21 protein-coding genes and 1 pseudogene are annotated in these 25,736 nt (G+C 41.5%); 13 read left to right on the forward strand and 9 right to left on the reverse strand.

The genetic code is table 11. The annotated features are described in order from the left end of the window. Positions 1-39 precede the first annotated feature (39 nt). The 3 genes from ASE42_RS14330 to putP form a co-directional block, all read right to left on the reverse strand. On the reverse strand, positions 40-1,446 hold the full coding sequence (locus ASE42_RS14330; RefSeq protein WP_056767574.1) for an alkaline phosphatase: 1,407 nt from the start codon (positions 1,444-1,446) through the stop codon (positions 40-42). Positions 1,447-1,558: 112 nt separating this feature from the next. Then, a complete protein-coding gene (locus ASE42_RS14335; RefSeq protein ID WP_024424547.1) occupies positions 1,559-2,251 on the reverse strand; it encodes an MgtC/SapB family protein in 693 nt (230 codons plus the stop codon). Between the two features lie 167 nt (positions 2,252-2,418). Next, entirely contained in the window at positions 2,419-3,900 is a 1,482-nt protein-coding gene (putP, locus tag ASE42_RS14340; protein ID WP_025092651.1) for a sodium/proline symporter PutP, read from the reverse strand. Positions 3,901-4,322: 422 nt separating this feature from the next. Here putP and gatC point away from each other — a divergent pair, with 422 nt between their 5' ends. From gatC to gatB, 3 genes are read left to right on the forward strand one after another with little or no spacing between them, the layout of a single operon-like run. Then, positions 4,323-4,613, forward strand: coding sequence for an Asp-tRNA(Asn)/Glu-tRNA(Gln) amidotransferase subunit GatC (gene gatC / locus ASE42_RS14345; RefSeq protein ID WP_024424549.1), 291 nt, complete (start codon positions 4,323-4,325; stop codon positions 4,611-4,613). Between the two features lie 14 nt (positions 4,614-4,627). Continuing rightward, positions 4,628-6,085 carry an Asp-tRNA(Asn)/Glu-tRNA(Gln) amidotransferase subunit GatA gene (gene gatA / locus ASE42_RS14350; RefSeq protein ID WP_041116096.1) on the forward strand — a complete coding sequence of 486 codons (1,458 nt, stop codon included), beginning with the start codon at positions 4,628-4,630 and terminating at the stop codon, positions 6,083-6,085. 13 nt (positions 6,086-6,098) lie between these two features. Then, the gene (gatB, locus tag ASE42_RS14355; RefSeq protein ID WP_056767576.1) at positions 6,099-7,529 is read left to right on the forward strand and encodes an Asp-tRNA(Asn)/Glu-tRNA(Gln) amidotransferase subunit GatB; all 1,431 of its coding nucleotides are present in this window, start codon (positions 6,099-6,101) and stop codon (positions 7,527-7,529) included. A gap of 178 nt (positions 7,530-7,707) precedes the next feature. Here gatB and ASE42_RS14360 read toward each other — a convergent pair whose 3' ends face one another. Continuing rightward, the gene (locus ASE42_RS14360; RefSeq protein WP_056767579.1) at positions 7,708-8,553 is read right to left on the reverse strand and encodes a TetR/AcrR family transcriptional regulator; all 846 of its coding nucleotides are present in this window, start codon (positions 8,551-8,553) and stop codon (positions 7,708-7,710) included. A 131-nt stretch (positions 8,554-8,684) separates the two neighbouring features. On the opposite strand from ASE42_RS14360, the gene ASE42_RS14365 reads away from it, so the two are divergent. After that, complete coding sequence (locus ASE42_RS14365; RefSeq protein WP_056767582.1) at positions 8,685-11,909, forward strand: efflux RND transporter permease subunit; 3,225 nt, start codon at positions 8,685-8,687, stop codon at positions 11,907-11,909. A 31-nt stretch (positions 11,910-11,940) separates the two neighbouring features. Here ASE42_RS14365 and ASE42_RS14370 read toward each other — a convergent pair whose 3' ends face one another. Continuing rightward, entirely contained in the window at positions 11,941-12,894 is a 954-nt protein-coding gene (locus tag ASE42_RS14370) for a nucleoside hydrolase (RefSeq protein WP_056767584.1), read from the reverse strand. 181 nt (positions 12,895-13,075) lie between these two features. Here ASE42_RS14370 and ASE42_RS14375 point away from each other — a divergent pair, with 181 nt between their 5' ends. From ASE42_RS14375 to ASE42_RS14390, 4 genes and pseudogenes are all read left to right on the forward strand, one after another. Then, on the forward strand, positions 13,076-13,984 hold the full coding sequence (locus ASE42_RS14375; protein ID WP_024424554.1) for a diacylglycerol kinase: 909 nt from the start codon (positions 13,076-13,078) through the stop codon (positions 13,982-13,984). Positions 13,985-14,045: 61 nt separating this feature from the next. Continuing rightward, positions 14,046-15,425, forward strand: a complete 1,380-nt coding sequence (gene rlmD, locus ASE42_RS14380; protein WP_056767859.1) for a 23S rRNA (uracil(1939)-C(5))-methyltransferase RlmD — start codon at positions 14,046-14,048, stop codon at positions 15,423-15,425. 251 nt (positions 15,426-15,676) lie between these two features. Then, positions 15,677-16,651 carry a tRNA dihydrouridine synthase gene (locus ASE42_RS14385; protein ID WP_056767586.1) on the forward strand — a complete coding sequence of 325 codons (975 nt, stop codon included), beginning with the start codon at positions 15,677-15,679 and terminating at the stop codon, positions 16,649-16,651. Positions 16,652-16,758: 107 nt separating this feature from the next. After that, positions 16,759-17,208 (forward strand): annotated as a pseudogene (locus ASE42_RS14390) (SMI1/KNR4 family protein); the annotation flags it as partial. A gap of 144 nt (positions 17,209-17,352) precedes the next feature. On the opposite strand, the gene ASE42_RS14395 reads toward ASE42_RS14390, so the two are convergent. Next, complete coding sequence (locus tag ASE42_RS14395; RefSeq protein WP_056767588.1) at positions 17,353-18,117, reverse strand: MurR/RpiR family transcriptional regulator; 765 nt, start codon at positions 18,115-18,117, stop codon at positions 17,353-17,355. 148 nt (positions 18,118-18,265) lie between these two features. Here ASE42_RS14395 and ASE42_RS14400 point away from each other — a divergent pair, with 148 nt between their 5' ends. Then, entirely contained in the window at positions 18,266-19,855 is a 1,590-nt protein-coding gene (locus ASE42_RS14400; protein ID WP_024424558.1) for an alpha-glucoside-specific PTS transporter subunit IIBC, read from the forward strand. A gap of 17 nt (positions 19,856-19,872) precedes the next feature. Further along, the gene (locus tag ASE42_RS14405; RefSeq protein WP_056767591.1) at positions 19,873-21,198 is read left to right on the forward strand and encodes a 6-phospho-alpha-glucosidase; all 1,326 of its coding nucleotides are present in this window, start codon (positions 19,873-19,875) and stop codon (positions 21,196-21,198) included. Positions 21,199-21,302: 104 nt separating this feature from the next. Here the strand turns inward: ASE42_RS14405 and ASE42_RS14410 are convergent, their stop codons facing one another. Further along, positions 21,303-21,674: a hypothetical protein gene (locus tag ASE42_RS14410; protein WP_024426669.1), complete on the reverse strand. Its 372-nt coding sequence runs from the start codon at positions 21,672-21,674 to the stop codon at positions 21,303-21,305. 184 nt (positions 21,675-21,858) lie between these two features. Here ASE42_RS14410 and ASE42_RS14415 point away from each other — a divergent pair, with 184 nt between their 5' ends. Both ASE42_RS14415 and ASE42_RS14420 read left to right on the forward strand, forming a co-directional pair. Further along, a complete protein-coding gene (locus tag ASE42_RS14415) occupies positions 21,859-22,296 on the forward strand; it encodes an Rrf2 family transcriptional regulator (RefSeq protein ID WP_056767593.1) in 438 nt (145 codons plus the stop codon). A 65-nt stretch (positions 22,297-22,361) separates the two neighbouring features. Then, positions 22,362-23,273 (forward strand): NAD(P)/FAD-dependent oxidoreductase, encoded by a 912-nt coding sequence (locus ASE42_RS14420; RefSeq protein ID WP_056767596.1) that lies wholly within the window; start codon positions 22,362-22,364, stop codon positions 23,271-23,273. A 10-nt stretch (positions 23,274-23,283) separates the two neighbouring features. Here the strand turns inward: ASE42_RS14420 and ASE42_RS14425 are convergent, their stop codons facing one another. After that, positions 23,284-23,490, reverse strand: coding sequence for a hypothetical protein (locus ASE42_RS14425; RefSeq protein ID WP_056767599.1), 207 nt, complete (start codon positions 23,488-23,490; stop codon positions 23,284-23,286). A gap of 114 nt (positions 23,491-23,604) precedes the next feature. On the opposite strand from ASE42_RS14425, the gene ASE42_RS14430 reads away from it, so the two are divergent. Continuing rightward, a complete protein-coding gene (locus ASE42_RS14430; RefSeq protein WP_056767602.1) occupies positions 23,605-24,252 on the forward strand; it encodes a DUF3885 domain-containing protein in 648 nt (215 codons plus the stop codon). Positions 24,253-24,285: 33 nt separating this feature from the next. Here ASE42_RS14430 and ASE42_RS14435 read toward each other — a convergent pair whose 3' ends face one another. Beyond that, a complete protein-coding gene (locus ASE42_RS14435) occupies positions 24,286-25,614 on the reverse strand; it encodes a 6-phospho-beta-glucosidase (protein WP_024424565.1) in 1,329 nt (442 codons plus the stop codon). Positions 25,615-25,736 lie beyond the last annotated feature (122 nt).

Below are 25,736 nucleotides of genomic sequence, written 5' to 3' on the forward strand. Positions count from 1 at the left end.
ATAAACATCCCCGCCTATATGATGAGGCGGGGATTGTTTTTATGGACGATAGGTGGATGGTGATTCAATGATTTGAAACAGGTTCTTTCCTTGCTTTGTATTATCGATCCAGCCCTGGAAGGCTGTTTTTCCAGGTCCGTATGCATAGACAGGGACATCCTCACCTGTATGGGCAAAGGTTGTCCAGCCTGAGAAAGAACGCTGATCGAAAATATGTTGAATGCTGAGTTGGATCGTACTGGCCTTTCTTGACTTTGCTGCTTTTTCTACCTGTGAGATTTCACCTTCTGTAAGAGAAACTTCAATATAGGTCTGAAGGACATCACGTACAGATTGTCCGTCTGCGATTTTCTTAGCCATATAAACAGGTGTTTTCTTAGCAGCTAAGATGGGCACTGGGTCCCATTTGTAGCCAGTCTCACTTGTCATCCCATCTGTGCCAAACGAAAAACCGCCAGTCGCATGATCTGCCGTGATGACGACAAGTGTTTCTTGATCTTTTTTCGCGAACTGGAGAGCTGTTTGAACTGCTTTCTCAAAATCCTCCATCTCACTCATTGCGCCAACCACATCATTTTCATGTCCTGCAGAATCAATGGTACTGCCTTCAAGTAGCATGAAAAAACCATGCTGATTATCTTGATTCAATTGGGTGAGTGCTGCCTGCGTCATGTCTTTTAACTTAGGCACATGCTTCGGACGGTCGATGGCTCGATCCAGCTCGTCCTCCTGGAATAAGCCGAGCATTTTCGAAGATGATTGAGAGGTTAGATCATCTTTTGATCGCAGAATGGAATACCCGCTCTTCTTAAATTCTTGAACTAGATTACGGTCTTTTCGGTCAAAATATTGCATTCCGCCACCTAGAAGGATATCAACTTTGTGCTCTCCTCCTATTTTCTCATCAAAAAAGTGGTCTGCAATTTGTTCTTTATTTTTTCGGGAGACGTTATGTGTACCAAAAGCGGCAGGTGTTGCATCGGTGATGTCAGATGAGACAACAAAGGCTGTTTTCATTTTTGCTTCCTTCGCTGCTTCAACGACACTTCTAAGAGGTTGTTTTTCATGATTGACGGCAATGGCATCATTGTATGTTTTTTTTCCAGTCGCCATGGCTGTTGCTGCGGCAGCTGAGTCAGTAATATTATCTCGAGGATCATCTGGATGTGTGGTCTGCATCCCGACTAAATAAGGGTCCCAGACGGTTTTTCCTTTTACAGAAGCATGCTTTTCCTGCTTGAATGTACGGTAGGCTTTGATCATGGGCATCCCCATTCCATCACCAACGATAAAAATAATATTTTTTGGTGTTTTCGTTTGTTTCTTGTCTGCTGCATTCGTTGATACGGGAGTGACATAATGTGAGGTGAAAAGGACAGCTAATAAGAGTACTGCTAGAATTCCGCTGAAAAAAAATATACGTTTTTTACGATCCATAGAGCCCATGAAAAATCCCCTTTTATCATTTATTTCATAATTTGTATTTTATTTGAATCTTCAAAATGGTTCAACCCCTTTTCCCATAAAAAAGGTGATGAGCCTTTTGTCTCATCACCTTTTATACCGTATCACACTTCACGCCAACGACGCCTTCTAGATCTTTAATATCAAAGTACACATCGGTTGTATAGCGGTCTTTATGCACACGTACGCGTACTTCCATGATCGGATAGTCCTTTTCTTTTAAATCATCAATTCGTACAGAATGAATGCGGATATTGAGAGCTTTCATTTCTTTTAAAATATCGGTCATGCGGTTTCTGTCAGAAAGAGACATTCTGATGCGGATTTCTTTTTCCTGCAGGCGAATCGGTCCGATCCGCTGGAAGAGCCATGGCAGGAATTCGACACTAATGAGAATAAAGAAAAGACTGAGGAAGGCTTCTTTATAAAACCCTGCACCTGTTGCAACCCCAAGCCCTGCTGCTCCCCAGATCATCGCAGAAGTCGTGAGACCTGAGATGACATCATTGCTTTTTCGAAGAATCACACCTGCTCCAATAAAACCAACACCAGATATAATTTGCGCCGGTAACCTGAGTGGGTCCATTTGAAGCTTAGAGACTCGAGGGAAATTGTAGGCTGCATCAATGCTGATGATGGTTAAGACGCAGGAGCTGACAGCAATGACAATACACGTTTTTAAGCCGAGGGGCTTTTTCTTCAGCTCTCGTTCAAGCCCGATAATCAGACCGATTAAGGTGGCCACGGCTAATTTTAAGACTGTATCCCATTCAATTGTCCAAAACATGCATATCGCTCCTTTCACTTCATGTACGTTTCACAACATGTATATGATCTTCTCACAGCCCATATGGCTGCACAACTCTTATTTTATTCAGTTTCTGAAGAAAGAAAAGCTTTTTATTTTATTTAAAAAGAGAGTCATCCGCATAGGGCAGATGACTCTTCAATTCTTTATTTTGTTTCTTCCTCAAGATGATCTTCCATTTTGTTGAAAAGCTGTTTTGATGCTTTTGACGGCTTACTTGTCAACAAGCTCACAATAATGGCAGCTAATCCACTAAGCGTAAAGCCTGGAATCATTTCATAAATACCTGTCGCATGGTTGAGGCCAGTTGTAATCCATGTCAGAACCACAACCGCACCAACGATCATTCCAACTAGGGCACCGTGATGATTCATTCGTTTCCAGTATAGGCAAAGCAAGATGACTGGACCAAATGAAGAACCAAATCCTGCCCACGCATAACCGACAAGGTCAAGAATGGTATCACTTGGGTTAAGTGAAAGGCAGAGAGCAATCACAGCGACAACGAGTACAGACATCCGGCCAATCATGACGAGCTCTTTGTCTGATGCTGTTTTTCTAAAGAACGTTCTGTATAGATCCTCTGTCATGGCACTTGCTGTGACAAGCAGCTGAGACGAAATTGAACTCATAATCGCAGCTAAAATGGCAGAAAGTAAAAATCCAGTGATATATGGATGGAACAATACTTTAGAAAAGACGATAAAGATGGTTTCTGGGTCAGCAAGGTTCATACCCGTTTCATGAACATAGGCAACACCCACTAAACCGACAGACAGTGATCCAATCACTGAAATAATCATCCAGCTCATTCCGATTCGGCGTGCTGGTTTTAAATCTTTAACGGACGTAATGGCCATAAAGCGCACAATAATATGCGGCTGTCCAAAGTAACCTAGTCCCCAAGCAAGGAAGGAAATAATGCCAATGACGCTCGTTCCTCTAAAAATATCAAGCAATTTAGGGTCAATCTGTTGAATATCTTGGAATGTAGCAACAGGTCCGCCTAATTGTGTAAAGGCAACGATCGGCACGAGCACTAATGCTAAAAACATGATAGCTCCTTGGACAAAGTCCGTTAAGCTCACTGCCAAAAATCCGCCGAACAATGTATACAAAATGACAATACTTGACGTCAAAATCAGTCCAAACATGTAGTGAGCACCGAATGCTGACTCAAATAAACGTCCGCCTGATACCATCCCAGACGATGTATACAGGGTAAAGAAAATTAAAATGATGACGGCTGAAACAGCTTTTAATAAAGCAGATGAACCTTTGAAGCGTTTATCAAAGAAATCAGGAATCGTAATCGCATCATCCGCAATCTCTGTATAAGAACGTAAACGAGGTGCAAGAATGAGGTAGTTCAAGTAAGCACCAACGATTAAACCAATCGCAAGCCAGGCTGTCGATAAACCCGTTTTATACATTTCACCTGGCACACCCATCAGCATCCATCCGCTCATGTCCGCAGCACCTGCTGAAAGGGCTGTAACGAATGGGCCAAGCCCGCGTCCGCCAAGCATATAATCATTTAAATCATGTGTTTTCCTGAATGCATACCAACCAATGGCAAGCATCCCGATAAAATAAATAGATAAGGAAATTGTAACTTCAATACTCATTTTGTGTTCTCACCTTTTTCGTATTAATTTGACATCACCTCAATCAAAATATACAGAAGTGCGAAGGCAGCTTTTTTGCTTGACTGTCCCGCTCACTGCTATGGTTACTTAACCTAACAGAGTATTCCCAAGTGATCAACCTGCCTAAACCTCTTCATTTTGAAGAAAAAATGTACCGATCGATGATAAGAATCAATATGTAAGCGATTACAAAAATAAACAAAAGTAAAAATTTTCTGAAAAATAAAAGTCACCTGATGAATATTTCCTTTATTGGTTTGATAAAAAGACGTTTTCAAGAGAACGCACCTTTCACGGCACCTGCGTAAAGTTGCTTTAGAACAGTAAAATTTGATATGATAAAGTGTATATGACTTATGATGATGACCACGAGTACGCATCATTTTTGGAGGTGAACCTGCATGTCAAGAATTTCAATAGAAGAAGTCAAGCACGTTGCCCATTTAGCAAGGCTTGCGATTACAGAAGAAGAAGCTGAGATGTTTACAGAACAGCTTGATAGCATCATTTCATTTGCAGAGCAGTTAAACGAGGTAGATACGGAAAACGTTGAACCTACTACACACGTATTAAAAATGAAAAACGTCATGAGAGAAGATGTTCCGAATAAAGGTCTTTCCATTGAGGCAGTCGTCAAAAACGCGCCTGATCATAAAGACGGCTATATTCGTGTGCCATCAATTTTGGACTAAAGGAGGCCCGAGACATGTCACTGTTTGATCACAAAATTTCTGAATTAAAAGAGCTTTTACATAAAAAGGAACTGTCTGTTTCTGATTTAGTGGACGAGTCTTATAAACGAATCAATGAAGTAGACGGGAAAGTACAAGCATTCCTTGCACTGGACGAAGAAAAAGCACGTGCGTATGCAAAGGAATTGGACGAGGCAGTTGGTGAAAAGGACGAGCTTGGCCTATTGTTCGGTATGCCGATCGGTGTGAAAGATAACATTGTTACAAAGGATTTGCGTACAACAGCTTCAAGTAAAATCCTGCAAAACTTTGATCCAATTTATGATGCAACCGTTGTGAACCGCCTAAGAGACGCAGAAGCAGTCACAATTGGTAAATTAAATATGGACGAATTTGCTATGGGATCTTCTACGGAGAACTCAGGCTTCAAAGCGACGAAAAACCCATGGAATTTAAACACCGTTCCGGGCGGATCAAGCGGTGGATCAGCAGCTTCTGTTGCAGCAGGTGAAGTACCGTTCTCTCTTGGATCAGATACAGGCGGCTCTATTCGTCAGCCGGCATCTTTCTGCGGGGTTGTCGGTCTTAAGCCGACATATGGCCGTGTATCCAGATACGGATTAATTGCATTTGCTTCATCATTAGATCAAATTGGTCCGATTACACGTAATGTAGAAGACAACGCATATGTTCTTCAAGCGATTGCAGGTGTCGATCAAATGGACGCAACAAGTGCAAATGTCGATGTTCCAGATTTTCTTTCTTCATTAACTGGCGACATCAAAGGCTTGAAAATTGCTGTGCCGAAAGAATACCTTGGCGAAGGCGTTGGCGAGGAAGCAAAAGAATCTGTTCTTCAAGCGTTAAAAGTATTAGAAGGACTTGGTGCTTCGTGGGAAGAAGTGTCTCTTCCGCATTCTAAATATGCGCTTGCGACTTACTACTTACTGTCTTCTTCAGAAGCATCTGCAAACCTTGCTCGTTTTGACGGCATCCGCTATGGCTACCGTACAGATAATGCAGACAACCTGATTGATTTATACAAAAATACTCGTTCTGAAGGCTTCGGAGACGAAGTGAAGCGCCGCATCATGCTTGGTACATTCGCGCTAAGCTCAGGATATTACGATGCGTACTATAAAAAAGCGCAAAAAGTCCGTACATTGATCAAAAAAGACTTTGAAGATGTTTTCGAAAAGTATGATGTCATTGTAGGACCTACAACGCCGACTCCTGCATTTAACATTGGTGAAAAGACAAGCGACCCGCTAACCATGTATGCAAACGATATTTTAACGATCCCTGTTAACCTTGCAGGCGTTCCAGGAATCAGTGTGCCTTGTGGATTTGCAAATGGCCTTCCGTTAGGACTGCAAATCATCGGCAAGCACTTTGACGAAGGAACAGTGTACCGCGTGGCTCACGCTTTTGAGCAAGCAACAGATCATCATAAAGCAAAACCTGAACTGTAAGGGGTGAATTAGAATGAACTTTGAAACGGTAATTGGACTTGAAGTCCACGTAGAGCTAAAAACACAATCAAAAATTTTCTCAAGCTCGCCGACACCTTTTGGTGCAGCTGCCAACACGCAAACAAGTGTCATCGATCTTGGGTATCCTGGCGTACTGCCTGTACTGAACAAAGAAGCGGTGAACTTTGCGATGAAAGCGGCCATGGCGCTGAACTGTGAAATCGCAACAGATACAAAATTTGACCGTAAAAACTACTTCTATCCTGATAACCCAAAGGCGTATCAAATTTCTCAATTTGATAAACCGATCGGTGAAAACGGCTGGATTGAAATTGAAGTAGAAGGCAAAACAAAACGAATCGGTATTACGCGTCTCCATTTGGAAGAGGATGCTGGGAAACTGACGCACACAGGCGACGGTTACTCACTCGTCGATTTCAACCGTCAAGGTACACCGCTAGTTGAAATCGTATCTGAGCCAGATATTCGCACACCAGAAGAAGCGTATGCTTACTTAGAAAAATTAAAATCCATTATTCAATATACAGGCGTTTCTGACTGTAAGATGGAAGAAGGCTCACTTCGCTGTGATGCCAACATTTCTCTTCGCCCAATCGGCCGTGAAGAGTTTGGTACAAAGACAGAGCTCAAAAACTTGAACTCATTCGCTTTCGTACAAAAAGGCCTTGAATTCGAAGAAAAGCGTCAAGAGCAAGTATTGCTTTCTGGCGGCTTGATCGAACAGGAAACCCGCCGTTATGATGAAGCGTCTAAAAAGACGATTCTGATGCGTGTTAAAGAGGGCTCTGATGATTACCGCTACTTCCCAGAACCAGATTTGGTGGAGCTGTACATTGATGACGAGTGGAAAGAACGCGTAAGAGCATCGATTCCAGAGCTTCCAGACGAGCGCCGCAAACGCTATATCGATGAGCTTGGACTCCCTGCATACGATGCAATGGTACTCACGCTGACGAAAGAAATGTCTGATTTCTTTGAAGCGACCATTTCAGAAGGTGCAGAAGCGAAGCAAGCATCGAACTGGCTCATGGGTGAAGTGTCTGCTTACTTAAACTCTGCTCAAAAAGAGCTAAACGATACAAAGCTAACACCGCAAGGACTTGCTGGCATGATCAAGCTCATTGAAAAAGGAACAATTTCCTCTAAGATTGCGAAAAAGGTATTCAAAGAGCTCATTGAAAATGGGGGAGATGCAGAAACAATCGTCAAAGAAAAAGGACTTGTCCAAATTTCTGACGAAGGTGAGCTGCTTAAACTCGTTACAGAAGCACTTGATAACAACCCGCAATCCATTGAAGACTTTAAAAATGGTAAAGACCGCGCGATTGGCTTCTTAGTCGGACAAATCATGAAAGCATCGAAGGGCCAAGCTAACCCGCCGATGGTGAACAAGATTCTCCTTGAAGAAATCAAAAAGCGCTAAATCGCAAAAAACCGCCTTATGTAATAGGCGGTTTTTTTTGCTTGAAATGACAGGGTCTTATCATAGATTCAGACCACCGCCGTATATCAATTTAGAGAATCTTTTCTTATAATGAAGCATAAGCGAAAGTGCACATTCGAAGGGGAAAGGTGAGCTAAATCGAAAACAGCCCGTCATGTTACTGAAGAAACAGCTTCAATTGCTCAACTGCTCTAAGAACAGCAGGGTCCTCACACTTTTCTAAATTCGTCAGCATCCCTTGGATGACTGGCTTACGAGGTTCAGCTTTAGCCAGCTCTTCTTCAATCACTTCAATGGATACAACGGTATCATCTGAAAGCAGATGCTCAAGCTTTAACGAACGTAGCTCCTCTTGAAGGGAAGCAGCACTCGGCGCTTCATCATCCCAAATGGTTTGCTTCAAAATCGGTTTCGTCTGAGAACGAAGCAAGCCGTGGACCAGATCATCAAACCGTTCGAGTATAAAGGATGAGAGCTCATCAAATGATAATTGCATTTGATCCTGTAAAAGCAGAACCTGCACATATGATTGGATAATTCCTTGGATCATGACTGACAGGTCAGTTACATATGGTTCGATCTCCTGTCCATAAGTGGTCAAGATGGAAATTTGAATTTCATCGTTCATTTGCTTTTTCACAGTTTTTGAATACTTTTTAATCTGCTGGTTTTCTGGAATAATGTTCTCGCTGAGGATCAGAATGATAAAATCCTTGTTCTCAGCAAAATGCTGGAACTGTTGAGCGATTTGTTTCTGAAAGATCTCTCTCGGCGCGAGATGCTGATTCTCTTTTCGAATCATTTCGATAGTTTGCATCGAGGTGTCGATATAATATTCAAACGCTCGGTTGAAAAGCTGTTCTTTTGATTTGAAATGTAAATAAAATGCGCCTTTTGATATTCCGCATTCATCTGCAATTTCCTGAATGGTCGTAGAAGAAAAACCCTTTTTCGCAAACAATTGGATGCTTGCTTTAATGATTTTTTCTTTTTTTTCGTTCATGAAATAAGGCCCCTTCAGCTTTAGAATGTTACGTCAAACGCAAGTGAAATGGTTGACGGCATTGTATATCACCGTTTATTATGATATAGAATGACCAGTCAGTCAATACATAAAGGAAAATGGAGGATATAATGAATTCGATCATCAATTTTGTATTAAAGAATAAGTTCGCTGTATGGCTCATGACGATTATCGTAACAGTTGCTGGTCTATATGCCGGATTGAATATGAAACAAGAATCAATCCCGAATATCAACACGCCAGTCATTACGGTTTCTACAACGTACCCTGGCGCAACGCCGGACGAAGTATCAGATAAGGTGACAGATCCAATTGAAAAATCGATTCAAAACCTCAATGGGGTCAGCGTGGTCACTTCTAATTCATTTGAAAATGCATCATCCATTCAAATCGAGTACGATTACAACAAAGACATGGATGAAGCAAAAAAGGAAATTGAAGATGCGATTAGCAATATCGATTTCCCTGAAAATGCAGAAAAACCTAAAATCGCACGCTTTAGTATTAATGCGATTCCAATCCTAGCCCTTAGTGTCTCTGGTGATAAAGAATCATTACAAGACCTTACACAAAAAGTAGAAAATGATCTCGTTCCTTCACTTCAAGGATTAGACGGTGTCTCTTCTGTCGAAACTTCAGGACAGCAAATCAAAGAAGTAGAATTTTCGTTTAAACAAAAGAAATTGAAAGAATACGGTCTAGATGAAGATACCGTCCAAAACATGATCAAAGGCTCTGATGTGAATGTACCATTAGGTCTATATACATTTGGCAACAAACAAAAATCAGTTGTCGTGGACGGCAATATTTTAAGCGTCAAAGATTTGAAAAACATGCGCATTCCAGTCACACCAAGTGCAGGCGGCAGTGCGGGAAGCGCTGGAGCTGGAGCACCTTCTAACGGTTCAGAAAACCAAGGTGCGCAAGGTACGGAGCAGCAGGCTGGAAGTGCAAGTCAGCAGCAAGCAGCAGCTCAGCAGCAAGCAGGTGGAGGTGCGGCAAGCAGTCAATCTGTAGAGCTGCCGACGATCAAGCTATCTGAGATAGCAGATATTAAAGTCGTAAAAAATGCAGAATCGATCTCTAGAACGAATGGAAAAGACAGTATCGGTCTGCAAATTGTTAAAGGCTCTGATGCCAACACAGTGAGTGTAGCAGAAGAAGTGACAAAAGAGCTTGAGAAATTCAAAAAAGACAACAAAGGTATTAAAGTAAGCACCACATATGATCAAGCAGAGCCGATTAAAGAGTCTGTCAGCACAATGCTGAACAAGGCGATCATCGGAGCGATCTTTGCGATCATTATCATTCTATTGTTCCTGAGAGATATCAAATCAACATTAATCTCGGTCATTTCCATACCGTTATCTCTGTTGATTGCTGTTTTACTATTAAATCAGCTGGATATCACGTTAAATATTATGACACTTGGTGCCATGACCGTCGCCATCGGGCGTGTTGTCGATGACTCGATAGTGGTCATAGAAAACATCTATCGACGAATGGCGTTAAAGGATGAACCGTTAAAAGGCAAGGCACTCGTCAGAGAAGCCACAAAAGAAATGTTTATTCCAATCATGTCTTCGACGATTGTGACCATTGCGGTATTCTTACCGTTAGCATTAGTAGGTGGAATGATTGGTGAACTATTCATCCCATTTGCCTTAACGATTGTGTTTGCGTTACTTGCTTCACTGCTTGTCGCTATTACAATTGTTCCAATGATGGCACACACTCTATTTAAAAAGAACCTGTACGGCACAGCGAAAAAGGTAAAAGAGCATAAACCAAGCAAGCTTGCTGGCGGTTATAGACGTGTACTTAATTGGACACTCAACCATAAATGGATCACATCAGGAATTGCCATTCTTATGCTTGTCGGAAGCTTATTCTTAGCACCACTTGTCGGTGTCAGCTTCTTACCACAGGAAGCAGAGAAAACGGCCATGGTGACATATACACCAGAACCTGGACAAACGAGAGAGCAAGCAATTGATGAAACGAAAAAAGCTGAAGAATATTTGATGAAACGGGATCATGTCAATACAGTTCAGTATTCACTAGGCTCTTCAAATGCTATGACCGCAAGTGTTGGCGGTAACTCTAACGGTGCGTTATTCTTCGTACAATATGATGATGACACGCCAAACTTTGATAAAGAAAAAGACCGCGTGGTCAAAGCCCTTCAAGACAAAGCGTCTAAAGGGGAATGGAAATCACAAAACTTCTCATCTGCTGGTGCAAATAATACCGTGACTTACTATGTGTACGGGGACAAAGCAAGTGATATTGAAGGCACAGTAAAAGATGTTGAGAACATCTTAAAAAATGAGAAAAACCTGAAAAATGTCAGCACAAGCTTATCTGAGAAATACGACGAATATACGTTTAATGCAGATCAAGAAAAACTGGCGAAACTAGGTCTAACTGCTTCACAAATCGCTCAAGCGATTGCACCTCAAAATAGTGAAACAACACTGACGAAAGTCACAGAGGACGGCAAAGAACTTGATGTGAAGCTTCAAACTGAAAAAGATGAATATAAGAGCAAAAAAGATTTAGAAAACAAAAAGATCACCACACCAACAGGGCAAGAAGTCCGAATTGGTGATGTCGTCAAAGTAAAAGATGGGACGACAGCAAATACGGTGACAAAACGTGATGGAAAAATCTACGCAGAAGTGTCTGGTGACATGACAACAGACAACGTCTCAAGTGTGACACAAGATGTTCAGAAGAAGGTCGACAAGCTTGATCTGAAATCTGGCGTAACGATTGACACAGGCGGCGTAAGTGCTGATATCGAAGAATCCTTTACACAGCTTGGCCTTGCAATGCTTGCAGCGATTGCCATTGTGTATCTTGTTCTCGTCATCACATTTGGCGGAGGTCTTGCACCATTTGCGATTCTCTTCTCACTGCCATTTACGATTATTGGTGCGCTACTTGGATTGTTTATAGCAAAAGAAACCATCAGTTTAAATGCCATGATTGGATTGCTCATGCTGATCGGTATCGTTGTAACTAATGCCATTGTCTTGATTGACCGCGTAATTCATAAAGAAAAAGAAGGTCTCTCAACAAGAGAAGCGTTACTTGAAGCAGGTACAACAAGATTACGTCCAATCTTAATGACAGCACTTGCGACGATTGGTGCACTGCTGCCACTCGCATTAGGATTTGAAGGCGGAAGCCAGATCGTATCAAAAGGACTTGGCGTTACCGTAATTGGCGGTATAACAAGTTCTACACTTCTCACATTGGTCATCGTCCCAATCGTGTATGAAATGTTAAGCAAGTTTAGACGTAAGAAAAAGTACGCAGAAGAAGAGTAAGAGGAAGCCCCGCCAATGAGCGGGGCTTTTTTTATTTTGAAATCTGACAAACCGCTTTTCTCATAAGCTCTTCAAAAGCGTGGAAAAAGGCATCACGATCGACATGGTCAATCACTTGAATTGATTTTCCATCTGGATGCTCTTCAGTGCGTCCTTGCTTTGGCGTCTCGGTATAAACGATCGCATTAACTTCTTTTGAACGGGTAAATGATGTAGAAGCAAGAGTGATCGTTGTCAGCACGTCCCATAAGTAATACGTCGAGTTCGTTTCATGATGAATCAGCGGCGGACAAAAGGCGTAGCACTGTCCAATAAAATCTATTCCAATATGAGAACGAAGGGAAGCCCAGCGCTGACGTACATCAAGTGTAAGCGGGACTTGATTTGTACTTTCAAGTGCGACCATTTCAATAGGAAACGGTTCCTGAAAGACAGTGCTGACAGCATAAGGATCCCAAAATGCATTCCATTCTGCTGTCCCGTCATGCTCAGGTTCTTCAACATTGCCTTTTTCAAGGAACGTGCCGCCCATCCACACCAATTTCTCAATTTTATTAGAGATCGAAGGATCTTCTTCTAAAGCACGTGCAAGATCGGTGAGCGGACCAGTAAAGAGCAGGGTGACAGGTTCTTTTGCCTTCTTAACCGTTTCAATTAGATGAAGGTGTGCTGGCAGCTTGGACACTTTAGTATCAACAGTGCCTTTTTCATTTAAAATTGGCAGAGCATCTACATAAAAAGCATGCATACGCCAATCCTTCGGAAATGGATTGACGCCTCTAGAAGTTGAAGCAGCGACTTCAATTTCATAAGGGCTGAAGCGATCAATGATTTTTTGAGATGCACTGAGAGCAGGCTCTAAATAACAATCAGCAGGAATCACAGACATCCCGATGACTTTCAGATGATCCATTTGAAGGAGAAGAAATAAAGAGACGAGGTCGTCAACACCGCCGTCATGATTAAAATAGACAGGCTTTTTCATCGCATATCATCCTTTACAGCGTTTTCTTTTATCTTATCAGAATGCTTTCTTGCTGGGGGAAATGTGGTAGGAGATTTCACATATTAGGTGGTTGTTTTGTTGCCATTTTCAAATCTCATAGTATAATTAAAGGTTGTTAGTGGTGAAAATAGATTGCATAATGAATATAGGATGATGATGAATGAAACGTGCTCGAATTATATACAATCCGACATCTGGGCGTGAACTCTTCAAGAAGAATTTACCGCAGGTTTTGCAAAAATTTGAACAAGCTGGCTATGAAACTTCTTGTCATGCGACGACATGTGCAGGAGATGCCACGCAAGCAGCAGAAAAAGCCGCACAGAGAGATTTTGATTTAATTGTAGCAGCAGGTGGAGACGGCACGATCAATGAAGTCGTCAACGGACTAGCACCGCTTGAAAAAAGACCGAAACTAGGAATTATTCCAGTTGGAACGACAAATGACTTCGCAAGAGCACTTGGCATTCCACGAGAAGGTGTTTTAAAAGCGACAGATGCCATTATTGAGGGTGTAGCGAAGCCGCTTGATATCGGTAAAGTCAATGGTCATTATTTTATTAATATTGCTGGCGGCGGCCGGTTAACAGAGCTCACCTATGAGGTGCCTAGTAAGCTGAAGACCATGCTTGGACAGCTTGCTTATTATTTAAAAGGCATGGAGATGCTTCCTTCTATCCGCCCGACAGAAGTCGAAATTGAATATGACGGCAAATTGTTTCATGGAGAAATCATGCTGTTTCTTGTTTCACTCACAAACTCAGTAGGCGGGTTTGAAAAACTAGCGCCAGATTCCATTTTAGATGATGGGATGTTTGACCTGATTATTCTAAAGAAGGTCAATTTAGCAGAAGCCATTCGAGTGGTCAGTCTTGCTCTTAGAGGCGAGCATATTCATGATAACAATGTCATCTACGCAAAAGCGAATCGCGTGAAGGTAGATGTAAAAGATAAAATGCAATTGAATTTAGATGGTGAATACGGCGGCATGCTGCCAGGTGAATTTGAAAACCTGTATCGCCATATTGAATTTATTGTGCCAAAAGCAACAGCTGAAAAAATAGGGTGAAGACTGAACTTGGTTCCTTATGGCGGCCAAGTTTTTCTTTGCAAATGAGGTGATAAAATTGGTGAAAATGAAACCGCCTGTTGAAAAGAATGAATACTACAATGTAACCTTCGAAGACTTAACGCATGAAGGTGCAGGTGTAGCGAAAATTGAAGGATTCCCTGTCTTTGTACCGAATGCCCTTCCTGACGAACAAGGGAAAATCAAAGTCACACGAGTCAAAAAAGGATTTGCTTTTGGACGACTTATGGAGCTGACAAAGGAAAGTCAGCACAGGCAAGATGCGCTATGTCCCATTTACAAACAGTGCGGCGGCTGCCAAATTCAGCATATGAGCTATGAAGGCCAGCTGCTATTTAAACAGAAACAAGTAAAGGACGTTTTAGAGCGGATCGGCAAGCTTGATATGAGCCGTGTAAAAGTTCATCCTGTACTCGGCATGGAAGACCCTTGGAATTACCGAAACAAAGCACAAGTTCCAGTTGGCGAACGAGAAGGCGGACTTGTTGCAGGTTTTTATCAGCAGCGTACTCATGAAATCATTGATATGGAAAAATGTTTGATTCAACAGTCAGAAAACGACGAAGTGGTACAGGCAGTAAAAGACATATGCAATGCGTTTGGCATCAAAGCATATAACGAAGAGCGGCACAAAGGCTGGCTGCGTCATGTGATGGTTCGCTATGGTATTGCAACAGGTGAAATGATGGTTGTGTTTGTTACTAGAACAGCTGACTTTCCGCAAAAGCAGCAGGTGATTGAGCAGATTATAGCACGCTTCCCACATGTTCGGTCAATTGTACAAAACGTGAATTCAAAGAAAACAAATGTCATTTTCGGAGACGAAACAACCGTTTTATGGGGCGAAGAATACATTTATGACACGATTGGCGACATCAAATTTGCCATTTCAGCCCGCTCATTTTATCAAGTGAACCCAGCTCAAACAAAGGTGCTTTATGACAAAGCGCTTGAATATGCAGAGTTGCAAGGCGAAGAAACCGTCATCGATGCCTACTGCGGAATCGGTACGATTTCCTTATTTCTCGCACAAAAAGCAGGCAGAGTTTATGGGGTTGAAATTGTTCCAGAAGCAATTGAAGACGCAAAACGCAACGCTGCCTTAAACGGAATCAACAATGTTGAATTCGCAGTCGGTGAAGCAGAAGCGGTTATTCCGAATTGGTACAAAGAAGGCATCAAAGCAGATACATTAGTCGTTGATCCGCCAAGAAAAGGCTGTGACGAAGCACTGCTTGACACCATTTTAAAGATGAAACCAAAACGAGTTGTTTACGTGTCCTGTAATCCAGGGACGCTTGCTCGTGATTTGAGAATTCTTGAAGATGGCGGGTATGTGACAGAGGAAGTGCAGCCTGTGGATATGTTTCCGCATACCAACCATGTAGAATGTGTAGCAAGTCTTGTGATTAATCAGTAATGTATTGTGACATCCCGATTCTGTGAAAAACATTGATATCGGGATGTTTTTATTTTTGTATGTTCAATCGGCCTAAAAAATGATATTTGGAAGTGGAATTAATATTTTTATCCCGCAATTCATCACCAAATGTCCTTTTTTGCAATTTTGCACGGTTCATATTAAAGTATATAATGATAAAAATTGCTGAAAGAATTTACAGAAGGACATGCCCTTTAAGGCGCTATGTCATGAGAGGAATTGGATGAAAGATGAGTAAAAATTTCTGGCGTGATTTACCACGGCCATTTTTTATATTAGCACCAATGGAAGAAGTGACAGATGTTGTGTTTCGTCATGTTGTGAGTGAGGCGGCGAGACCGGATGTGTTTTTTACAGAGTTTACGAACAGTGAGAGCTATTGCCATCCTGATGGCATTCAAAGTGTGAAGGGGCGTTTAACGTTTACAGAGGATGAGCAGCCGATTGTTGCTCATATTTGGGGAGACAAGCCTGAGAACTTTAGACAAATGAGCATTGGAATGGCGGAAATGGGATTTCAGGGACTTGATATTAATATGGGCTGTCCTGTCCCAAATGTCACGCAAAACGGAAAGGGCAGCGGCTTGATTCTTCGTCCAGACGTTGCGGCAGAGCTGATTCAAGCGGCAAAAGCAGGGGGATTACCTGTCAGTGTGAAAACAAGACTTGGTTTTACTGAGGTCGATGAATGGCGCGGGTGGCTTAGACATATTTTGGAGCAAGATATTGTGAATTTATCAATCCATCTTCGCACAAGAAAGGAAATGAGCCAGGTGGATGCGCATTGGGAGCTCATTCCTGAGATTAAGAAACTTCGTGATGAAGTAGCACCGAATACTCTTTTGACGATCAATGGTGATATTCCTGATCGTCAAACAGGCTTAAAGCTCGCTGAACAGTATGGAATAGACGGCGTGATGATTGGGCGCGGAATTTTCCATAACCCATTTGCTTTTGAAAAAGAGCCGAGGGAGCATACAAGTGATGAACTGCTTGGTCTTTTAAGGTTACATCTTGATCTCCATGATCAATACTCATCACTAGGCTTGCGTCCATTCAAGGCGTTGCATCGTTTCTTTAAGATTTATGTAAAAGGATTCAGAGGAGCGAGTTTCTTAAGAAATCAATTAATGAACACATCATCAACAGATGAAGTGCGTGCCATGCTGGATGAATTTGAAGCGAGAAATCAAGAACAATCATGACCAACAAGAGGAGGGGGAACCCTTCTCTTTTTTTATTGAATAGGACTATTAAACTAGTTCTCTTAAATGGTAAAATGAGATAGAAATAACAATTGGAGGTATTTTATTTGAAACCATTTTGGGATAAAGATAGAGAAAGCGAAGAAACATTTAAGAAAATCAATGAGAAAGGCATTGCAAAAGCGGAAAAGAAGCTAGGCGTCATCCTGCCTGATACATATAAGCAACTGATCCTCGAACAAAATGGCGGGTATACCCTGCATAACGCTTTTCCCACGGATCAGCCGAATGGATGGGCAGAGGATCATGTGTCATTTGATCATTTAAGAGGAATTGCCAAAGACGAAGGCATTATGGATAGTGATTATTTAATAGAAGAATGGGAATTGCCTGAGGGACTAGTGCTTATTTGTGGGGATGGTCATACGTGGATTGCATTGGATTACAGAGAAACAAAGGAGCATCCGCCGATTCACTACTTTGATATAGAAGATGAGACGGATTTCAAATTAGCGGATTCGTTTGATGAACTGATTGCTGGGCATTATACTGCTGAATAGCATGAATAGAAAAAGGCAGCCGCAAGTAGATATAGTTCATTAAAACCGTTGTTATACAGTATTTTTTGAGAGAGACAAAAGAGTCTCTCTTTTTTTTGCGAAGCAACATTGAATCTCTCTCCAAAACTGTATTTGTTATGTTTAAGTCTTATTATTCAATTGGTTCACTTTCCACTCACTAAATTTTCTGACGATAATATCTGCCACAATGTAAAATGGCAGAAAGCTGGAGTTGTCCACTTTGTTATATAAGAGAAACGGGGTGCTGCTTACATAGATGTTAAACATGGCATTTTGTGCAAGAAGGTTATTTCTTAATGTGGTCATGCTGATAAATTTGATATGTCTCGTTTTCACCAATTGAATGATTTCATCTAAATTCTTCGATTCACCCGATAAGGAAATGATAAATAAAAGGTCATCCTCACCAAATTCAATGATTCCATCTGTTAAGTCCCGCTTGCTTCGTAATACTTGAGATTTCTTATGCAGTGACCATAGCTGCCGCTGTACATCATTGGCTAAATCAAGCTGTGCTGTTCCTGTCCCATAAATATAAATATACGGTGCGCGATCAATCAGTTGATTTAATTGATGAAAGTCGAGCTGCTCCATATATTTTCTTGTCTGCCGGATATCTTGATCAAGCAGCTGCATTAAATCCTGTGTTGTCTCTTCAGTGAAAGCATTTAATTTCACATAAGACTTTAAGTCACTGTAGCCGTCGAACCCTATTTTCTTAGCAAGCCGATGGATGGATGAGATGGAAGTATGAGCATAACGGGCAAGGTCCTGAATTTTCATTGTCTTCATTTCTTCAAGATGATCATGGATTGTTTTAATAATGTGCAGGTCATTCTTGTTTAAATCTTCGAAGTGTTTATTAACCAGCTTGTCCAGTATCATGCGATGTGCCCTCCAACATGAAAATATTTTCTTCCTGTGAAAATATAATCTAATGTTACAACTTGATTTCTAAATACGTCAAACCTATTGGTTTTTGTAAGCGCTACCTTTACAGTGATGTTATGGATCAAGCAAAGGGGTTATGCTTATGAATGCAATCAAGCGGTTTGGCAGTGCTATGGTAGTTCCTGTACTTTTATTCGCGTTTTTTGGTATTGTTGTCGGCCTCGCGACTTTATGTAAGAATCCAGCGATTATGGGAGAAATGGCTGGAGAAGGTACGATGTGGTACAAGGTTTGGTCACTGATTGAAAGCGGGGGATGGACGATTTTCAATCATATGGAATTAGCCTTTGTGATTGGATTGCCCATCTCACTTGCAAAAAAAGCGCAAGCACGTGCGACGCTCGCAGCTTTGATGATTTATCTTGTATTTAACAATTATATTCATGCTATTTTGACACTTTGGCCGTCTACTTTTGGCGTTGATTTATCGCAAGGTGTCGAGAACGTAGCGGGTGTAAAAGAAATTGCGGGTATACCTACGCTGGATACAAGTATCATTGGTGCGGTGATGATATCTGGAATCGTCATTTGGATCCATAATCGTTTTTATGATCAAAAGCTGCCTGAAATGCTTGGGATTTTCCAGGGGCTTGTATTTGTTGTCATCATCGGATTCTTTGTGATGATTCCTATTGCTTTTATCGTTGCTTTTGTATGGCCCTATGTTCAGCAGGGGATTCAATCTCTCCAAGGGTTCATGGCACAGTCTGGTTATATTGGTGTCTGGCTGTTTCATTTCTTGGAAAGGGTGTTAATTCCAACAGGACTTCACCATTTTATTTATACACCTTTTGAGTTTGGTCCAGCGGCTGTAAATGGGGGGTTAAAACCATATTGGATTGCTCACTTAAATGAATTTGCGTCCTCCACTTCCGATTTGAAGGATCTTTATCCATACGGATTTTTATTGCATGGGAATATTAAGATGTTTGGCTGTTTAGGGATAGCTTTAGCCATGTATTTTTCAACACCGAAAGAAAACAGAAAAAAGGTTTTGGCATTGGTATTACCCGCCACATTAACAGCGGTATTTGCCGGAATTACAGAACCGCTTGAATTTACATTTCTATTCCTCGCGCCTTATTTATTTGTGATACATGCACTTCTTGGTGCGACCATGGTGACAATCATGAATATGTTTGGTGTTGTCGGAATGATGGGTTCCGGGCTTATTGAAATAGCTGCATTGAACTGGATTCCGCTCTCTTCAAATCATGGAGGGACTTATCTGATTCAAGCGATGATTGGACTTCTTTTTACAGCAGTGTATTTTGTCATATTTAGATGGATGATTGTGAAATTCGATATTCCATTACCAGGACGAAAACATGAGGAGGAGACGAGGCTATATACAAAACAAGATTATGAGAATGCTCATAAAAAAGGTCATGAGCAAAAAGAAGCGCCCGTTTATGCGTCTGAGTATGAAGAGAAAGCCGTGTATTTCTTAGAAGGCCTTGGCGGTAAAGAAAACATTAAAGATGTGACAAACTGTGCCACGCGTCTGCGTATTACAGTGATTGACCCTAGCTTGGTGAAAGATAGGGACTACTTTACAAAGAATAAACTGGCCCACGGCATGGCGAAGAGTGGTCAAAGCATTCAAATCATTGTTGGCTTAAGTGTACCGCAAGTAAGAGAGTCCTTTGAGACAAAACTTTCATTAGATTAAAAAAGGAGCTGGATATGATGAAAAAATTTAATATTACCATCGCTGGAGGCGGAAGTACATTTACACCGGGGATCATTTTGATGCTGTTAGACTATCTAGATGAGTTCCCAATTCATACAATTAAACTCTATGATAATGATGAAGCTAGACAAAAGACGATTGCAGATGCATGTGAGATTATGTTAAAAGAACGAGCACCAGAAGTGCGATTACTGGCAAGCACGGATCCAGAAGAAGCCTTTACTCAAGTCGATTTTGTGATGGCACATATTCGTGTCGGCAAATATGCAATGCGAGAATTAGATGAAAAAATTCCATTGAAGCATGGAGTCGTCGGACAGGAAACATGCGGCCCAGGCGGAATAGCTTACGGAATGCGGTCCATTCCAGGTGTATTAGAACTTGTCGATTATATGGAAAAATACTCACCTGAAGCTTGGATGTTAAACTATTCGAACCCTGCAGCGATAGTCGCAGAGGCAACACGTAAGCTAAGACCGAATGCCAAAATTTTAAACATATGCGATATGCCAATTGGCATTGAAGAATTAATTGCAAAAAATTTAGGCTTATCTTCGCGGAAAGAACTAGAAGTCGATTACTATGGTTTGAATCATTTTGGCTGGTGGACAGATATTCGAGATAATGCAGGAAATAGCTTAATGCCTGAGGTAATTAAGCATGTAAGCCAGCATGGTTATGCAACAGATGGAACATCTGAGCTAGAACAGCAGAAGAGCTGGAACAGCACATTAAAAAAGGCCAAAGATATTCAAGCGCTTGATCCAAAAACGGTACCGAATACGTATTTAAAATACTATCTATTTCCAGATGAAGAAGTGGCACATTCAAATATCGAGTTCACGCGTGCCAATGAAGTGATGGAGGGGCGGGAAGCTTTTGTTTTTAGTGAATGTCAGGCCATCATTGATAAAGGAACTGCAAAGGAAACAAAGCTGACCATTGATGAGCACGCTTCCTATATCGTTGATTTGGCACGAGCCATTGCTTTTAATAAAAAGGAACGGATGCTGATGATCGTAGAGAACAATGGCGCTATTAGGAACTTTGATCCAACAGCCATGGTCGAAATTCCTTGTATTGTTGGCAGCAATGGTCCAGAAAAATTAGTAGTTGGAGAGATTCCAAGATTCCAAAAAAGTCTCATGGAGCAGCAAGTTGGCGTAGAAAAACTAGTAGTAGAAGCATTTGAAGAAGGGTCGTATCAAAAACTATGGCAGGCTATCACATTATCGAAAACGGTGCCGAGTGCTAAAGTAGCAAAAGATATTTTAGACGACTTAATTGTGGCAAATCAAGCATTTTGGCCAGAGTTAACTTAACACGAGAATAAGCAATATGGGCGTGACAGCGCTCATATTGCTTATTTGTTTTTTCAACTGATGTATTGTAAAATGCCTCCTTACCAAAAGGGGGCCGCCATTCCTTACTCTGCGCTCTCCTCAACCTCACGGCTATCCTCTGTTTCACCAATATAAATAGGGCCGTTTGCGTGGTCGATTCGGATTGGCCATTCGTACGGAATTTGAAGACGTCTAGCAATGGCTCTCCAGAATTTTGTGGAATCCATTTCGAATTCTTGAAAGTCTTTTAATAAGTCTTTGTAAGACGAGCCATCAAATTGAATGAACATATCTTGAAGGCGCATGAACGCGACATGTCTCACTTCAAGTGCTGCTGCGGCATCCATTTCTTCTTCTGTTGCTTCTCCGATAATTGTACCTGCGGGCGGAAGCATGTCGTATACGTTAAATTCCTCTTCTTCTTCGTGTGCTGCATTGTGCTGTTGATCTGACATTTTTCTTCACTCCTTCTCGTTCTCAATCAAAACTTTCTTTCGTGCTTACTTCTATTATCGGAAGGAAATGTGAAATGTGGAATGAAAAGTGGAGCAGATTCACAACTCTTGCTTTTTTCTCTTGAATCATCTATGATCAATTACAGATATAAAAGGTCTATAATAGATAGAAAGGAGTTTCCTCATGAAATATTCTAAAGCAACCAACTATGCGCTGCATACGATGGTGTTTTTAACTCTTGCGCCAAAGGGTAAAGCGATTGGCGTTGAGCCTCTTGCTAAGATGCAAGACCTTTCATCAACTTATTTATCTAAAATTTTAACAAAGCTTGTGAAGGCGGGATTGATTGAATCAACTCCTGGTGCAAAGGGAGGTTATACCCTTATCAAACGAAAGGAGGACATTTCGTTTTTAGATGTCATTCAGGCTGTAGAAGGACAAACGAATTTATTTCGCTGCTCCTTAGAGCATGACTCCTTTATGCCTCATGATGGCTGTTTGATTGAACAAGTTATGCAGGATGTTGAAACGAAAATGCAGGAGACATTAAGTCAAAAACGGTTAATTGATATTGCGAGCCAAATTGAACAGACAGAAAAAAATCCATTTTTCAACATGTGATTTTTTTGAACTAATTATAGATATTAAGAGTCTTTAAAATCTTGAATAGAAAAGGAGAGATTGATATGTTATTAGATTGTGCCATTATCGGAGGCGGGCCAGCCGGATTAAGTGCAGCACTTGTTGTAGGGAGAGGCAGAAAGCAAGTCATTGTATTTGATGATGAGCTGCCAAGAAATCGAGTGACGCAGGAATCACATGGATTTATTACAAACGATGGAATGACACCGTTTGAGATCAGACGAGCGGGAGAGGCAGATCTTCAAAAATACCCTAATATCAAAATCAAACGAAGTCGAATTGTTGATATACAAAAGAAAGAGGAAAGATTTACGTTACTAACACACGAGAGAGATAGATTCGAAGCGAAAAAAATCATTTTGGCAACAGGTCTTCAGGATATACTGCCAGAGATCGAAGGAATTCATGATGTGTACGGAAAAACGTTGTTTAGCTGTCCTTTCTGTGATGGATGGGAATTAAAGGACAAAGCACTTGCCCTTATTGCAGAGAATCAGCGAGCCTTGCATATGGCTAAGCTTCTTTCCAATTGGACAAAGGATTTGATCGTGTTTTCGAATGGGCACGTGTTGGCTGAAGAGGACAAGGCACTTCTGACCGCACATTCTATTCAAGTCATTGATGTGCCAATTGTGTCGATTGATCATGACAATGGGCAGCTGCGCTCTCTCCAGCTTGCAAATGGGGAGACAGTGAAAAGGGAAGGCGGTTTTGTCGCAAGTGAATTCAAGCAGTCAGCCCCATTTGCCGAAAAGCTTGGCTGTCAAATGACGAAGAATGCGGGGATTGAAACAGATATCCTTGGACGTACAACCGTCAGTGGTATCTTTGCGTGTGGGGATAATCTAGGCGGTCCTGCTCAGTTAGTTCTCGCAGCAGCAGCTGGAAGCAAGGCAGGAATGGGTGTCATTCATGAACTTGTGCAAGAAGAGTTTCAAGAAAAAACATCTCTATGAAAAGAGATGTTCAGCGATGAACGGTTTTCCGTTTTGCTAAGATGTGAGCTGTCCATTCAAAAAGTGCGTAGATGACAAAGAAGATCAGGATCCAGCTGCTGACATCGACCCATACATTGGTGATCTGAATGACGTTCGCCTGATCAAGTCCAGCCTGTATCCACATGGTGATCAGTGCTGTAAGGAACACTTGTAAAAACCATTTTGATGTTTTCAATTGACCACACCTCCATCTCTTTCTATCATATAAGAAATGACAGTTTATTTCCAATTTGTTTTCCTATATGTTTCAACGGTAAAATGAAAAATAAAACGAGTGAAAGGAAAGCAAATGAGTGATCAAACAAATATGTTTCTAAAAAATCATTTTCCTCATCTTATCCTCACGCCGCCTCTTTTTTATGAGTGGTCTATTGGGCTACGGTTTGAAGTGGCAGATTGGTCATTAGGAAAAGAATCGATTGTATTAGAAAAAGCGGGAGATCGTGCTTTAGAGATTGTGAAATATGCTTTTGATCCAGAAGACGACATACTGTTTGTAACGGATGTGTATACAGAACATGAACATGAATTAACGAAGCGAAAGCTCCTGATTTATCAAAAATATGTGCATCGGCAAGTAAGGAACAGATTGCGCCACGAGCTTTTGACTTATGTACGTCCAGAAATAGAAGATTCACTGACATTAGAGAGATTTACACTCAAATGCCAGCTGCAAGACATTCGATTGCGTCCGCTTCTCCATGCGATGTGCCAGGAGGACTTCTATGCACCGAATCAAATCTTGAAGGGAAAACTGGGGTATGAAATTTACCTAATGAATCTCTCAAAAAAAATGATTTTTCACTTATATGATGATCGAGGCTGTGATCTCATTGCGGCAGATGCTGAGCGTCTACGCCCAGTCTATGAAGGCTTACAGCACTGGCTATTAGACTATGATCATCCTCAGATGGACCGGCTGTTTGCAGCCAAATAAAAAAACCGCACTTTCGACAAGTGCGGCTTCTTTTTATGCTTCTACTTTATTGAAGAACTGTGGCAAATATTCTTTGTGAGCTTCTAGCATTTCATCTAGGATGCTTTTTGCAATGGCATCTGATGGGACAAGCGGGTTGATGGTCATTGCGACAAGAGCTGTGTTGTAATCGCCTGTCACGGCTGCTTCAGCAGCTACACGTTCAAAGGATTTAATTTGAGAAATAAGTCCTTTGACAGCGACCGGCATTTCACCAACAGCGATTGGTTTAGGACCGTCTTTTGTGATCACGCAGTTGAGTTCAACCGCAGAATCATTTGGAATGTCACTAATAGCCCCGTTATTAATGGTGTTTACAGGCTGAATGTCATGCTTGTCGTTATAAATGGATGCAATCAAGTTGCAAGCCGCATCACTGTAGTAGGCACCGCCTCGTTTTTCAAGCTGTGGCGGCTTGATGTCGAGATCAGGGTCTTTGTAAAGCTCGAACAAATCATTTTCTAATGCGCGAACGACTTCAGCACGTGTTCCTTCATTTGCTGCTGCTTTCTTTTCCTCAGCCAGCATATCACTTGTTTTGTAGTAGTAACGGTGATACGGACAAGGAATGACGCCAAGCCCTTTTAAGAAATCAGCATCCCACGGAATCGCTTGAATGTTGTTCATCGACATGCTGGAGTTTGGATCAGCCATGTCTTCGATGACTTGATCCATGATGCTTTTGCCATCTAAGAATACATTGAGTCCAAAGACCATATGGTTTAATCCAGCAAAGCTGACTTCGACTCTGCTTGCGTCGACACCAAGCCCTTTGGCGATTCCCATGCGAATGCCGATCGGCACGTTGCATAAACCAACGACTTTACGATGGTTTGAATAACGAAGAACGGCTTCAGTGACCATACCAGCTGGATTTGTGAAATTCACAAGCCATGCATTCGGGCAAAGCTCTTCAATATCTTTGACAATATCAAGAATGACAGGAATGGTGCGAAGTCCTTTGAATAGACCTCCTGGACCATTTGTTTCTTGACCAATGACATCATATTTTAAAGGAATGCGTTCATCCTTCATACGTGCTTCAAGAAGTCCGACACGGAATTGTGTTGTGACAAAATCAGCATCTACAAGAGCTTTCCTGCGATCTAATGTTAAATGAACCTCGATTGGGAGCCCTGCTTTTTTGACCATGCGTTTTGCAAGATTTCCGACGATCTCAAGCTTTTCTTTTCCCGCTTCAATATCAACGAGCCAAAGCTCGCTAATCGGAAATTCATCGTATCGTTTAATAAATCCTTCTACAAGCTCTGGTGTATAGCTTGATCCTCCGCCAATTGTGACAACCTTTAATCCTTTTGCCATGTTCTGCACCTCCGAATAATGTAACGCGCAATGTTATAATAGAGAAAAGTCTTTTTTCTTGTTTGTACATCTATAGCTTATCGTGAGAGCATCATGTGCGTAAATGACTTCAGCGTCTTTAG

Origin of the sequence: Bacillus sp. Root920 (assembly GCF_001429445.1) — a bacterium.
Classification (GTDB): Bacteria; Bacillota; Bacilli; order Bacillales; family Bacillaceae; genus Bacillus; species Bacillus safensis.

What these genes read in the sequence shown, in the direction of transcription:
- ASE42_RS14330 (WP_056767574.1), bottom strand. Translation starts at nt 1,446, where the DNA reads ATGGGCTCTATGGATCGTAAAAAACGTATATTTTTTTTCAGCGGAATT.
- ASE42_RS14335 (WP_024424547.1), bottom strand. Translation starts at nt 2,251, where the DNA reads ATGTTTTGGACAATTGAATGGGATACAGTCTTAAAATTAGCCGTGGCC.
- putP (WP_025092651.1), bottom strand. Translation starts at nt 3,900, where the DNA reads ATGAGTATTGAAGTTACAATTTCCTTATCTATTTATTTTATCGGGATG.
- gatC (WP_024424549.1), top strand. Translation starts at nt 4,323, where the DNA reads ATGTCAAGAATTTCAATAGAAGAAGTCAAGCACGTTGCCCATTTAGCA.
- gatA (WP_041116096.1), top strand. Translation starts at nt 4,628, where the DNA reads ATGTCACTGTTTGATCACAAAATTTCTGAATTAAAAGAGCTTTTACAT.
- gatB (WP_056767576.1), top strand. Translation starts at nt 6,099, where the DNA reads ATGAACTTTGAAACGGTAATTGGACTTGAAGTCCACGTAGAGCTAAAA.
- ASE42_RS14360 (WP_056767579.1), bottom strand. Translation starts at nt 8,553, where the DNA reads ATGAACGAAAAAAAAGAAAAAATCATTAAAGCAAGCATCCAATTGTTT.
- ASE42_RS14365 (WP_056767582.1), top strand. Translation starts at nt 8,685, where the DNA reads ATGAATTCGATCATCAATTTTGTATTAAAGAATAAGTTCGCTGTATGG.
- ASE42_RS14370 (WP_056767584.1), bottom strand. Translation starts at nt 12,894, where the DNA reads ATGAAAAAGCCTGTCTATTTTAATCATGACGGCGGTGTTGACGACCTC.
- ASE42_RS14375 (WP_024424554.1), top strand. Translation starts at nt 13,076, where the DNA reads ATGAAACGTGCTCGAATTATATACAATCCGACATCTGGGCGTGAACTC.
- ASE42_RS14385 (WP_056767586.1), top strand. Translation starts at nt 15,677, where the DNA reads ATGAGTAAAAATTTCTGGCGTGATTTACCACGGCCATTTTTTATATTA.
- ASE42_RS14395 (WP_056767588.1), bottom strand. Translation starts at nt 18,117, where the DNA reads ATGATACTGGACAAGCTGGTTAATAAACACTTCGAAGATTTAAACAAG.
- ASE42_RS14400 (WP_024424558.1), top strand. Translation starts at nt 18,266, where the DNA reads ATGAATGCAATCAAGCGGTTTGGCAGTGCTATGGTAGTTCCTGTACTT.
- ASE42_RS14405 (WP_056767591.1), top strand. Translation starts at nt 19,873, where the DNA reads ATGAAAAAATTTAATATTACCATCGCTGGAGGCGGAAGTACATTTACA.
- ASE42_RS14410 (WP_024426669.1), bottom strand. Translation starts at nt 21,674, where the DNA reads ATGTCAGATCAACAGCACAATGCAGCACACGAAGAAGAAGAGGAATTT.
- ASE42_RS14415 (WP_056767593.1), top strand. Translation starts at nt 21,859, where the DNA reads ATGAAATATTCTAAAGCAACCAACTATGCGCTGCATACGATGGTGTTT.
- ASE42_RS14420 (WP_056767596.1), top strand. Translation starts at nt 22,362, where the DNA reads ATGTTATTAGATTGTGCCATTATCGGAGGCGGGCCAGCCGGATTAAGT.
- ASE42_RS14430 (WP_056767602.1), top strand. Translation starts at nt 23,605, where the DNA reads ATGAGTGATCAAACAAATATGTTTCTAAAAAATCATTTTCCTCATCTT.
- ASE42_RS14435 (WP_024424565.1), bottom strand. Translation starts at nt 25,614, where the DNA reads ATGGCAAAAGGATTAAAGGTTGTCACAATTGGCGGAGGATCAAGCTAT.